Annotated in this window: 10 protein-coding genes; 5 read left to right on the top strand and 5 right to left on the bottom strand. The window is 36.6% G+C overall.

All coding sequences use genetic code 11. The features are described from left to right. Window positions 1-4: 4 nt before the first annotated feature. The 4 genes from MTCD1_RS12075 (at window position 5) to MTCD1_RS12060 (ending at window position 4,396) form a co-directional block, all read left to right on the top strand. Entirely contained in the window at window positions 5-1,246 is a 1,242-nt protein-coding gene (locus MTCD1_RS12075) for a malic enzyme-like NAD(P)-binding protein (protein WP_057179405.1), read from the top strand. Window positions 1,247-1,379: 133 nt separating this feature from the next. Continuing rightward, on the top strand, window positions 1,380-1,763 hold the full coding sequence (locus MTCD1_RS12070; RefSeq protein WP_057179406.1) for a hypothetical protein: 384 nt from the start codon (window positions 1,380-1,382) through the stop codon (window positions 1,761-1,763). Between the two features lie 67 nt (window positions 1,764-1,830). Then, on the top strand, window positions 1,831-2,937 hold the full coding sequence (locus MTCD1_RS12065; RefSeq protein ID WP_057179407.1) for a hypothetical protein: 1,107 nt from the start codon (window positions 1,831-1,833) through the stop codon (window positions 2,935-2,937). A 31-nt stretch (window positions 2,938-2,968) separates the two neighbouring features. Continuing rightward, window positions 2,969-4,396, top strand: a complete 1,428-nt coding sequence (locus MTCD1_RS12060; protein WP_057179408.1) for a hypothetical protein — start codon at window positions 2,969-2,971, stop codon at window positions 4,394-4,396. Window positions 4,397-4,430: 34 nt separating this feature from the next. On the opposite strand, the gene MTCD1_RS12055 is transcribed toward MTCD1_RS12060, so the two are convergent. The 3 genes from MTCD1_RS12055 to MTCD1_RS12045 all read right to left on the bottom strand — a co-directional run bounded on the left by MTCD1_RS12055 (window position 4,431) and on the right by MTCD1_RS12045 (window position 7,674). Further along, a complete protein-coding gene (locus tag MTCD1_RS12055) occupies window positions 4,431-4,925 on the bottom strand; it encodes a SixA phosphatase family protein (protein ID WP_057179409.1) in 495 nt (164 codons plus the stop codon). Between the two features lie 101 nt (window positions 4,926-5,026). Next, window positions 5,027-6,454 (bottom strand): Si-specific NAD(P)(+) transhydrogenase, encoded by a 1,428-nt coding sequence (sthA, locus tag MTCD1_RS12050; RefSeq protein WP_057179410.1) that lies wholly within the window; start codon window positions 6,452-6,454, stop codon window positions 5,027-5,029. A gap of 101 nt (window positions 6,455-6,555) precedes the next feature. Continuing rightward, window positions 6,556-7,674, bottom strand: coding sequence for an acyl-CoA desaturase (locus MTCD1_RS12045; protein ID WP_057179411.1), 1,119 nt, complete (start codon window positions 7,672-7,674; stop codon window positions 6,556-6,558). A gap of 195 nt (window positions 7,675-7,869) precedes the next feature. Between MTCD1_RS12045 and fabR the strand changes: the two genes are divergently transcribed. Continuing rightward, window positions 7,870-8,502 (top strand): HTH-type transcriptional repressor FabR, encoded by a 633-nt coding sequence (fabR, locus tag MTCD1_RS12040; RefSeq protein ID WP_057179413.1) that lies wholly within the window; start codon window positions 7,870-7,872, stop codon window positions 8,500-8,502. 1 nt (window position 8,503) lies between these two features. Here fabR and trmA read toward each other — a convergent pair whose 3' ends face one another. Both trmA and MTCD1_RS12030 read right to left on the bottom strand, forming a co-directional pair. Continuing rightward, the gene (gene trmA / locus MTCD1_RS12035) at window positions 8,504-9,598 is read right to left on the bottom strand and encodes a tRNA (uridine(54)-C5)-methyltransferase TrmA (RefSeq protein ID WP_057179414.1); all 1,095 of its coding nucleotides are present in this window, start codon (window positions 9,596-9,598) and stop codon (window positions 8,504-8,506) included. A gap of 641 nt (window positions 9,599-10,239) precedes the next feature. After that, window positions 10,240-10,722, bottom strand: a complete 483-nt coding sequence (locus MTCD1_RS12030) for an RNA recognition motif domain-containing protein (protein WP_057179415.1) — start codon at window positions 10,720-10,722, stop codon at window positions 10,240-10,242. Window positions 10,723-11,464: the final 742 nt, after the last annotated feature.

Here is an 11,464-nt window from a genome sequence, read left to right as displayed (position 1 = left end):
CCTCATGACAGATCTACGCCAGCAAGCTTTAGATTACCACTCCCTACCTACGCCAGGTAAAATTAGTGTGGCATTGACAACATCAGCTGAAACAAGTTATGACTTGTCACTCGCTTATAGCCCAGGTGTGGCCGAGCCCTGTCGTGAGATTGCCAAAAACCCAGATGATGTATATAAATACACAGCAAAAGGTAATACGGTTGCGGTTATTACTAATGGTACGGCGGTTTTAGGCTTAGGTAATTTAGGTCCTATGGCCTCAAAGCCTGTTATGGAAGGTAAGTCGTTATTATTCAAACGCTTCGCCAATATTGACTCTTTTGATATTGAAGTTACACATAAAACGGTTGAAGAGTTCATCAATACCGTTGCCAGTATTGCGGATAGTTTTGGTGGCATTAACCTCGAAGACATTAAAGCGCCAGAGTGTTTTGTCATAGAAAAAGCTTTAATTGAGCGTTGTGCTATTCCAGTGTTTCATGATGATCAACATGGTACGGCAATAGTCACAGCTGCAGCTATGATGAATGCGTTAGACATCCAGGGCAAAGATATTAAACAAGTTAACATCGTTTGTTTAGGTGCTGGTGCGGCAGCAATAGCTTGTATGGGATTATTGATCAAGTGTGGTGCCCAGCGTGAAAAGATTTACATGTTAGATACTAAAGGTGTAGTACATACACGTCGTACTGATCTTAATGAATATAAAAAACTATTTGCTAACAATACCGATAAACGTACCTTAGATGATGCTATTGCAGGAGCTGATGTTTTTGTTGGTGTTTCCGGTCCTAATCTTCTGTCGCAAAAACAAGTGAAATCCATGGCGAAAAATCCAATTATTTTTGCTTGTTCTAACCCAGATCCAGAAATTAAACCAGAGCTTGCTTTAGCTGTACGTGATGACTTAATTATTGCTACAGGGCGTTCAGATTATCCAAACCAGGTTAATAATGTTTTGTGTTTTCCGTTTATTTTTCGTGGCGCCTTAGACGTTCGCGCTCGTACTATCAATGATGCCATGAAGATTGCTGCGGTACATGCCATTAGAGCTCTTGCCAAAGAACCAGTACCGGCTGAAGTACTTAAAGCAAGTGGTGAGTCGGAGCTTACCTTTGGCAAAAACTATATTATCCCTAAACCTATGGATTCTCGTTTATGCGCCGTTGTTGCTAGGGCTGTTGCACAAGCAGCGGTAGACTCTGGTGTTGCGGCACTAGCAATGCCAGAAAATTACATGGTTTAGCTGTGTAAATAAGCTAAAGTGTAAAGGTAAGCAATACACTGGTTAATGTTGTTAGTCTTTGATTATTTTGACAACAATGTAAATAAAGGTCATGGTATGAAATTACCTTGGCCTTTTTTATTGGATAAATATTATGAAAGAAATTTTAATCGCTGCAGTCACACTGAGCTTGTTAGTTGCTGGTTGCTCACAAGCACATGAGCTATCAAACAATGAAAATAAAGTTACTGAGCTAAGGAAGGACAATATGGATAACTCAGCAAAAAAAACTTGGCAACAAGTTACCGTAAAGTATCTGGATTTTGAAGGTGGCTTTTACGGCTTAGTATCAAAAACAGGTGACAAACTATTACCGATGAATCTCGCCAAGGAATATCAGTTACCAGGTACAGTACTAAAAGTTCAAGGCCATGTAATTAAAGACATGATGACCATTCAACAATGGGGACAGGTTTTTAAAATAACTGAGGTCGAATTAATAAAATTAGGTAAGGCTAATACGGGTGAAGCTTTTTAATTACTAGATCATACTTAGCTGCAAGATAATGTATATCAAAGGAATCCAAGTGAAAGGGAATTTAAACATGGTTCGTATTGTTCAGACTTTTTTTATTTTATCATTTTTATTTTTAGTTGGCTGTTCTCGACTAGATCTGCACTTGGCTGAAAAGGCTTACGCACAAGCAAAGACAACAAAGCAAGCTGAGCCCATTATTGTCGCGCTAAAGACACTGGTAATGTTAGACCGGGAATTATATCAAAGTAAACTCAATTCGGCGCAAATGGCATTAGTAGAGCTGCAGAAGGCTAAGTCCTATATGGCAGAAAGCAATTTTTATTTAGCTTATCTTGCCAGCCATAAGTCATATCGAACTTTACCAACAAAAGAGAGTAAAAGTGTACTGATACAGGTAGGGAGAAAATTACGTTATTTACTCAATGTTCAGGCAAATATAGTTAAATCATTTCAGTATTTACCCAAATCAATCCCAGCACTTCTCTCTAAATATGAAAATAAGCCGGCTGTTGAATGGGATTTGATCGAAGTAAATAGCGTAATTGAGCAGTTTGTTAGCTCCGCGAAAGCGATAAAAAGGTCATTGACAATTATTGAGCTTGAAAAAGGGACTAGCTTATCTGCTGAAATTAAACTGTGGCAACTTGCTCTCCATAGTCAATTGCAAATGATTAACCAAATAAAAACCCACTTAATTAATTTAGCACTTTATAGTAGTACTAACGTTCTTGAAAAAATTAATGTTCAATTAACTGAAGACAGTGCTAACTTGTTGTCTCTTGTACGTGAAAATTTAGCTGAAGAGGCAATGCGGCCGAATTTTATTAAAGCTAAAAAAGAATATCAGCCTTATTATCACTTGAATGAAAACTTAGCTTTGGCAAGTTCCTCATCTCGAGGCAATAGTCATGCTACATGGTATTTATCTTGGCATAGCATTGAAGTTGAAATTCTGGAAAATAGTGCCTCATTTTCTGAGTATCCACTAGCTTTTACTGACAGAGCTAAGAAGTTAAGCCTATTTAAGGATGAGGCAATGACTACAGAGCTTAACTTAGAGCAAGGTTTTTTAAACTTGAACTTGTTCATAGGCCGTCATCAGGCCATTTATAGCTTGATTAATAAACTGAACAGAGATCGCATGATACTGAACTACGGTGAGTCTTCAGCTTAAAAAGATAACCACAATCGAAAAGGATTTATATATGAGTTATTTAGAAAAATTTATTTTTGTCACTTTGTTGTCATTACTGTTATTTATACCACCAGTCGTCGCTCAGGATGAATTACCTACCATCCTCGATTATTACCCTAATTGTGCTTATCAGATTATTGATAATGCCAAAGTAAAAGTCACAACAGAGCGGCCTTTTGCAGATAAAACAAGATTAAGCTTATTGAAAAAATTACGTATAAAAGCTAAATCACTTGGTGCAGATAATCTGCTACTGATAGATAAAAAAGTTAAAAAGCTTATGAAAACTGAGACATATTTGGTTGCGGACTCAGAGCATTTTGTTAAGTATATGGTAAGTTATGAAGCTGAGTTAATTAAGTCTTGTGAAGGAGGGAATAAAGTGGGCGAAAAGGCAACGCCGTTTAACCACCAAGGTTATTTAGTAAAAAAAGGGTGGAGTACATCAATTGCTATTCAAACAGAAGTCGTTTTCAGCCCACCGACAAAAGCTAAATTAAATCATCCGATAATAACTAACAAAGAACTTTCATTAGTCAATGGTATATATGGCGCTACTATTGGCATGAGCTATAAGCAAGTGATTGGTAAATTTGGTGAGCCTAGCGTGGTATTATCCATGTTTGAAGGTGAGCTTATTACCGGCTATGGAAGAAATCATTGGCTGCACTTTCAAAATAATAAATTGGTTAAAGTGCAAAGCAAATTATCTGTTATATCTCCTACATTGTTAAACATGGTGCCATTACGTGATTTTTTCGACCAAACACCCTGGCTTGTAGCTAATAAGGTAGCACGTCAATCTTCTTTCTCAGCAGTAAAGTCAGCCTTGAAGATGGCTGTGCAACTAAACAATCAGAAAAAAGTAGTGATAAAGGGTCAAGAAAATACTTTGATACTCTCTTTTCGTTATAGGACTACCGATGATAATGAAAAAAAATATTTTTTAGAGGACTTCTCGTTGGAGTCAAACCTTTATAAAGAGCCAAAGTTTAAACAACAACATAGCAGGATAGCTCAGTTTGAAACTCTAGGATTGATACTATCGAAATTGACTCAAGGTGAAACCGTTGAGCTAGCATTACTAAATGAAGAGTTAGGTGACCCTGTTGGACGTATTACAATTTCGGCTACGTCATATATAGATATTTATAACTCAAGCTTACTTGTTGAAGTAAAGAGATCTGAACTAGCTTCAATTCAATTGTTAGAGGAACTATTTAATATAAAAGACGACATTACTGCAAATATCCCATGGTCTTTAGGTGATTTTGTCCAAGGAAAAAGCATTACAGAACTTGATAGATTCTTTCCAGATGACATCTATGAGTTAAGTAATACGGTTCAAATTGACTCTGATGAATTTCAACTAACGCTTTGGTTTGATGATTATGACGACAAGAATATACTTTATGAAGCAAAGGTTACTATTTATTAAATAGCATAATCAGTTTAATCAAAATCCATTTTATCTAGTTACAGACAAGTGGTTGCATAAACTTGGTTAATATAGCCTGCTTATCAACAAACTGAATCTGATATAGTGTTTGATAATTATCTTCACTTAACGCGGCTACTTTTTCATCGCTCAATAGCTGAGTAAGTTGCGGAGTAGTATTACTATGCCCGATAATGAGGGCATTTTTTTTGCTTTGCTTTAGATGTAAAGCGAACTGCTCAAGCTGCTTAGGATTATAATGCTTGATTGCAACGTGTTGCTGTTTAGCTAGCGGGGCAGCAGTCAACATCGTTCTTTGGTAGCTAGTACTGTAAATGGCTTTTATCTTAGCCGTGCTGAGCAAGGTTGCTAACTGTTTTGCTCTAGCCTGACCACATTGAGTTAAGCGTGGTTTTTTATCATCTGCTTGCTTTTCAGCATGCCTTACTAGGTAAAGGGTAAAATTATCATTCGCTAAGCAAGGCTGGAGCAATAACACACCGGCAATTATCAAACTAAACTTTTTCATCGTATACCTTTCAGCATCTTATTTTCTTCAAATTAGATTGAACAGCGAGAGTGATAAGTATTTAACTATCACTCTCGCTCGTTATAAAGTTTAGCTCATTATTAAAATAATCGATTTAAGCCGTTTAAGGCTGCCACACGAAATGCTTCAGCCATCGTTGGATAATTGAAGGTTGTTTCAACAAAGTACTCTATGGTATTGCCACCATTTTTTTGTTGCATAATCGCCTGACCAATATGGATAATTTCAGCTGCATTCTCACCAAAACAATGAATACCTAAAATTTCTTTGGTTTCACGATGGAAGAGAATTTTTAAAGAGCCCACCAAGTTATTAGAGATTTGTGCACGAGCTAGATGTTTAAATTGAGCTCGACCAACTTCATAAGGTATTTTGGCTTCAGTTAGCTCTTGTTCAGTTTTACCAACAGAGCTAATTTCAGGAATGGTGTATATGCCAGTGGGAATATCAACAATTAATTTAGCTTTACTCTTGCTATCAACCATAGCTAAAGCGGCAATTCTCCCCTGATCAAAAGCAGCACTAGCCAAGCTTGGGTAGCCAATAACATCACCTACAGCAAAAATATTGTCCACTTCTGTTTGATAATAATCGTTTACTTTTAATTGACCACGATTATCAGCTTTTAAGCCAGCAGCAGCTAGATTTAAATCTGCGGTATTACCAGTACGGCCATTTGCAAATAGTAAACAATCGGCACGCATTTTCTTACCCGATTTCAAATGTACAATCACAGCATCATCGCTTGTTTCTACACTTTCAATCTCTTCACCATGTCGAATGACAACACCGCTATTGCGTAAGTGATAACTGAGTGAGTCAGACATTTCTGCATCTAAGAAGGACAGTAAACGTTCACGGGTATTGATTAAATCTACTTTTACCCCTAATCCTCTAAATATTGAGGCGTACTCGCTACCAATAACACCCGCACCATAAATAATGACATGTCTAGGAGCATGTTTTAGGCTTAAGATACTATCAGAGTCATAAACCCGAGCATGAGTAAAGTCAATATTATCTGGTTGGTAAGGTCGAGAGCCAGTAGCAATAACTATTTGCTTAGCAGATATTTTTTCGACTGAGCCATCAGGGTGTAATACACGAATAGTATGTGCATCAATAAAGGAAGCTTCACCTAAAATTTTCTCGACGCGGTTACGGTTATAAAAACCGCTACGTAAACTAACTTGTTTACGAATTACCGCAGAGGCATGACTTAATATATCTTGGAAGGTTAATTGTTTAACTTGATCATTTTGATTAAACAATGGGTTGGAATTGTATTCAATCAAACGACTTACCGATTGGCGTAATGCCTTTGATGGAATGGTACCCCAATGTGTACAACCGCCACCAACTTGATGGTAACGTTCAATAATGGCAACCTTCTTTTGGCGCTTAGCAAGGTTCATTGCCGCACCTTCGCCACCAGGGCCAGTACCTATGATAATTACGTCATAATCAAAATTTTTTTCTTCAGTTTTACTCGTTTTTGATTTAGTCAAAGGAAAGTCCTCAAAACCTACTTATCTATTTTATTTGAAGCAAAAATTTTAACAGGATTTGAGGTAAATGGTAATACAGTTGTTAGACCATTTTCTTGATGTTAACCAAGTTTTTCCGTTAAAGTCTGCCAACTGCGACGCTGCTCAGTTAATCTTTGCTTTAATTCTTGGTATTGCGCCATCAAGTCTGACTTTTCAACCTCTGCTAGTAGGTGATCTCGTTTTGCTTGCAATACTTTTTTACGAACAAGGTAATACTCGTTTATTTTACTCACTAGCAATTCATACTCTTGTTGCAGGTAAATAAGTGTTTGCTCAGTATTGGGGTGAGTAATTAACTTTGCTTTGGTATTTTTCAGTGTCATGGCAATACGCATTTTTTCAATTTTGTCTTCAGGGCTAACACGTAAATGATGAGTCAGACCTAACCATTGACAGCTTTTAATTAACCATTTAGTTGGGTCATATTGCCACCAACGAATGCCATTACGGTAATCATTTTCAAACATATGGTGATAATTATGATAGCCCTCGCCAAAAGTTAAATAAGCTAATAAACCATTATCTCGGGCGGTATTTTTGTCAGTATAGGTTTGTTTACCCCAAATATGAGCCAATGAATTGATGAAGAAGGTTGTATGGTGACTCATAACCAGGCGAAAGAATCCTACCAATAATAAGCTGTTAATTAAATTGCCATGCCATAAACCAAAAGCAACGGGAATACCTATATTCATCAACAGTGTTAGTAGTAAATAGTGTTTATGTTGCCACATAACGATGGCATCTTTTTGTAAATCACGAACATTTTTGTAATCACTATATCGGGATGCTTGATACTCCCTACACATCCAACCTATATGAGAATACCAAAAGCCCATTTTAGCTGAATAGGGGTCAACATCATTTTTATCAACATGTTTGTGATGTATTCTATGGTCTGAGCACCAATGTAAAATACTATTTTGTAAGGCAAAGGCACCACCAAGCGCAAATATGAAACGCAAACTCCAATGCGCTTGATAGGTTTTATGTGACCAGAGACGATGATAGCCTGCTGTAATTGACATGCCACAATAAATAAAGCAAAGCAAAGCAAAGATTATTTCAGCGTTATCAAAACCATAAGTTAAGGCACGATAAGGTACAGCTATAACTGCTATTAAAAAGGTAACTAAAAAAATGGTAACATTAAGCCAAATGACAGTGGGTTTTTTCATTTATTTCTCTAAACCAGGATTAATCAATTTAAGCGTACACGTGTACGCTGTTATGGGTAGTTTAGCTAGATCATCTGACCAGTCAAGTGAGTTTACTAAATATTTTTTTACTTCTTGGGCAAAACAGACATTTATTCGCTATTACAGTATGATAGTTACAGTAAATAATTCGCTATTTTTAGAAGAGCAATGAGCATGAGTGGTGTAAGAGCACAGCAAAAAGAAAAGACCCGTCGTCAAATAATTAATGCCGCTTTAAAACAACTCAGCGCCGAGCGTAGTTTCTCTAGTTTAAGTTTACGCGAGGTCGCAAAAGAGGCCGGCTTAGCGCCAACCTCTTTTTATCGTCACTTTTCTGATATGGACGAATTAGGTTTAACTCTAGTTGATGAAGCGGGTTTAACGCTTAGGCAGTTGATGCGCCAAGCAAGACAACGTATAGCTAAAGGTGGCTCCGTTATTCAAATATCGGTACAAACCTTTATGGAGTTAATTGAGAGTAATGGTAATATTTTTAGGCTATTACTTCGTGAGCGCTCTGGAACCTCGGCGGCTTTTCGTGCTGCAGTCATTCGAGAAATCCGATATTTCACCATGGAACTTTGTGATTACTTGCAAAAAGCGAATCATCTTGATGCCGATGTTGCTTATATACACGCACACGCCGCAGTAACCATTGTTTTTGGTGCTGGCTCTGATGCGCTTGATATCGACGATAAAGAAGAACGAGAACAATTAGCGGAGCAAACCATTCAACAATTACGCTTCATTGCGCGCGGTGCACTTGAATTTAGTGACCGTCGCAAAGTGTCTAAAAAATTTCGTTAAGCTATTTTCTGGTAAGTATTACGCCTGTTTCAATATGATCGGTGTAAGGGAATTGGTCAAATAAAGCAAATTTATCAATTTGATGAGTCTCTACTAATAAGGCTAAATTGTCTTTTAATGTTTCAGGGTTACAAGAAATATAAATAATTTTATTAAAGCGCCTAACTAATTCTACACTATCTCTATCTAATCCTGCTCTAGGGGGATCAACCAATACCGTATCGTAGTTATAAGTGGTTAAGTCAAAATCTGCTAAACGTCTGAATTTTCGTTCACCATTCATGGCCTGACTGAATTCTTCACTCGACATACGGACAATATCAATATTTTCAATATTATTTTTACTAATATTAATTTGAGCGGAGCGAACAGAGGTTTTAGATATTTCTGTAGCTAATACACGGGTAAAGTTCTCCGCTAGGGCAATACTGAAATTGCCATTACCACAATAAAGCTCAATCAAGTCACCACCTGCATTTTTTGTTGCTTGCTGGGCCCATAACAGCATTTTTTCATTTACACCTGCATTAGGTTGAGTGAAACTGTTTTCAACTTGTTGGTAAATAAAGGTCTTACTGCCGACTTGCAAAGATTCCATCACATAGTCTTTATCTATGATGATTTTCTGTTTTTTGGCGCGACCAATGATATCGACAGGAGCGATAGAAGATAGTTGTACTTTTAATTTTTCCGCTTCAACTTTCCAGCTTTCTTCTAATGGCTTGTGATACAACATGCTAATCAACAATTCACCACTTAATGTTGATAAAAAATCAACTTGGAAAAGCTTATATCGTAATTCCCTATGATTTTTAATTGCAGCAAGCAAAGCTTTCATCGCCTTGTTAATCAATTCACTGGCAACAGGGAAGTCATCTACGCGATATTTTTCCTTAGTTTTACTATCAAACATTATGTAATAAAGATCATCACCGTCATGCCAAACTCTAAACTCAGCTCTTTGGCGGTAATTTAAGGGTGCAGATGGATATAAGTCAGCAGCTGGTAGTGAGAAATCACTAAATAGCTTAGCCATATCTTGTTGTTTCTTTAATAATTGCGCATCGTAATTATCGGGATGAATGTGACTAAACATAAAAGTGCCTTGTATAAAGAAATAGAGATAATAATACAGCGCGGATTTTACTATCGACTTAGCTTTTGTCTAGCGTTTAATTTATATAATTAATAATCAAAGAATTATTAAAAAAGCTCTGATTTTAGCCCCAATGTTCGGTAATCTAGTATATAACATAAGTAAAGTAAGGCGTATGACATGGTCAATTCAACTAAGCCTTTGAATACAAAGGTACACCTAAGCATAAATTATTGCTCCGCACTAGTCGGCAATAAAATAAATTAATGTGAGAGTAGCTAATTAAAGTGAAGTGGGAAAACGATAATGTATAACTTGTACTGGATACTATGAAGGCAGATGATAAAACACTAATAGCGATGAAGTTACTCTATAGCGTTATTTCAATCAGTTAACATTATCTATTAGCCATGGGCGATCTAGGCAAATAAGTACTTAAGCAATATTTACTATATTAAAACAGAGCAAGAGTCAGTTGTAGCATTGTTTCATTTAGAAGATGTTACCAGAATGTAAAGGCATTTGACTATACTAGTCATATATCGGCTCAAGCGCGTGGCGCGGTTGCAGCAGCGTTAGATTAAGGCAATAAAAAAGGCTGCTAAAATAAATTAACAGCCTTTTATTTATAATTTCTAGCTTTAATCGTCTAGGTTATTATCTTCAGTTCGCTCTGGGCGATCTTTTGCTTCTCTTACTTTCAATGTTCGTTGTTGAAACTCGGTATCATTAAGCGCAGCAATAGCAGCATCTAAATCATCAGCAGCCATTTCGACAAAACCGAAACCTCGACGTTTTCCTGTATGTTTATCTTTCATTAAACGTACAGAAAGAACAGCACCATGATTGGAGAAAAGTTCTCTTACTGCTGTTTCATTGGCTCTGTAAGGTAAATTACCAACATAGAGTGTTCTAACATCTTCATCTGAAGCAATAGTGTTATTGGCTGTAGAAGATTGTGGACCAGTTGATGTTTTACCAACGACTAGAGGTGCGAGAAACGCACTAATAAATACTAGACCAGCTGCAAGAACAGGGCTAGCTGTCATGTTAAAAGCGATAATGTAAGCGATAATGGTAAAAACAACAGCAATAATGACTGTTTTTATGGTTGGAGACTTCATATAAAGATACCTAATTATTATTTTAATGAACTAATTTAACTGCTTGAATATATGCAAATAGCAATTCTATGTTACGCAGCTTTTTACAATGTGCAACTATCAAGTGCAAAATTTATGCAATTAATCTGCTAATACAGCATAAATAGTAAAAACACCTAGTGCAATAGTTGTTTAAGTAATCATGTTGTAGCTTAAGTAAACGAATGATGCAATATATAGAAGATTAAGTTAAAAAGGTATTGACCAAAACTAAAAACTCTCTAGAATGCGCATCCAGTTCTAAGGGGTAACCCAAAGAGCTGTTTTGATAAGTTATCTACTTCCTTTTAAGGTAAATCAGCTAACTTAAGCTAACGTTTTAAAGTGTTTTAAAATACTTTACTTTTTATAAAAAAAACGTTGACATCAAAACTCGGAGGCGTACAATGCGCATCCTGCTTCGGGCAAACGGCAACGTTAGCAAGGAGTTAAAGCGAGTAACGAATGCGATTACTGCTTATTTCTTTAACAATTAGTTATCATGCAATTTGTGTGGACACTCACATTAATGTTGTTTTACATAGTTTTCCTTTCGGGGAGAACAAAAACGCTTAATGAATGATGTTCATGCAAATAAATATAAGTTACTTATTTCTAGCGAGATAGGTAGCGACTATGTAATGCTTCTTTTACTTGTAGGCGGGAACTTGTTCGCGCATTACTTTTAAAAGAAACGACAGAATTCATTGAGCAGTAACACATC

The organism is Colwellia marinimaniae (assembly GCF_002207865.1).
In the GTDB taxonomy this organism is placed as follows: domain Bacteria; phylum Pseudomonadota; class Gammaproteobacteria; order Enterobacterales; family Alteromonadaceae; genus Colwellia; species Colwellia marinimaniae.
Note: the sequence above shows the minus strand (reverse complement) of the source record. Positions and strands in the feature narration are given on the sequence as shown.

Excerpts from the sequence above, each read along its gene's own strand:
- MTCD1_RS12055 (WP_057179409.1), bottom strand. The coding sequence starts at position 4,925 with ATGAAAAAGTTTAGTTTGATAATTGCCGGTGTGTTATTGCTCCAGCCT.
- MTCD1_RS12075 (WP_057179405.1), top strand. The coding sequence starts at position 5 with ATGACAGATCTACGCCAGCAAGCTTTAGATTACCACTCCCTACCTACG.
- MTCD1_RS12030 (WP_057179415.1), bottom strand. The coding sequence starts at position 10,722 with ATGAAGTCTCCAACCATAAAAACAGTCATTATTGCTGTTGTTTTTACC.
- MTCD1_RS12060 (WP_057179408.1), top strand. The coding sequence starts at position 2,969 with ATGAGTTATTTAGAAAAATTTATTTTTGTCACTTTGTTGTCATTACTG.
- trmA (WP_057179414.1), bottom strand. The coding sequence starts at position 9,598 with ATGTTTAGTCACATTCATCCCGATAATTACGATGCGCAATTATTAAAG.
- MTCD1_RS12045 (WP_057179411.1), bottom strand. The coding sequence starts at position 7,674 with ATGAAAAAACCCACTGTCATTTGGCTTAATGTTACCATTTTTTTAGTT.
- fabR (WP_057179413.1), top strand. The coding sequence starts at position 7,870 with ATGAGTGGTGTAAGAGCACAGCAAAAAGAAAAGACCCGTCGTCAAATA.
- MTCD1_RS12070 (WP_057179406.1), top strand. The coding sequence starts at position 1,380 with ATGAAAGAAATTTTAATCGCTGCAGTCACACTGAGCTTGTTAGTTGCT.
- MTCD1_RS12065 (WP_057179407.1), top strand. The coding sequence starts at position 1,831 with ATGGTTCGTATTGTTCAGACTTTTTTTATTTTATCATTTTTATTTTTA.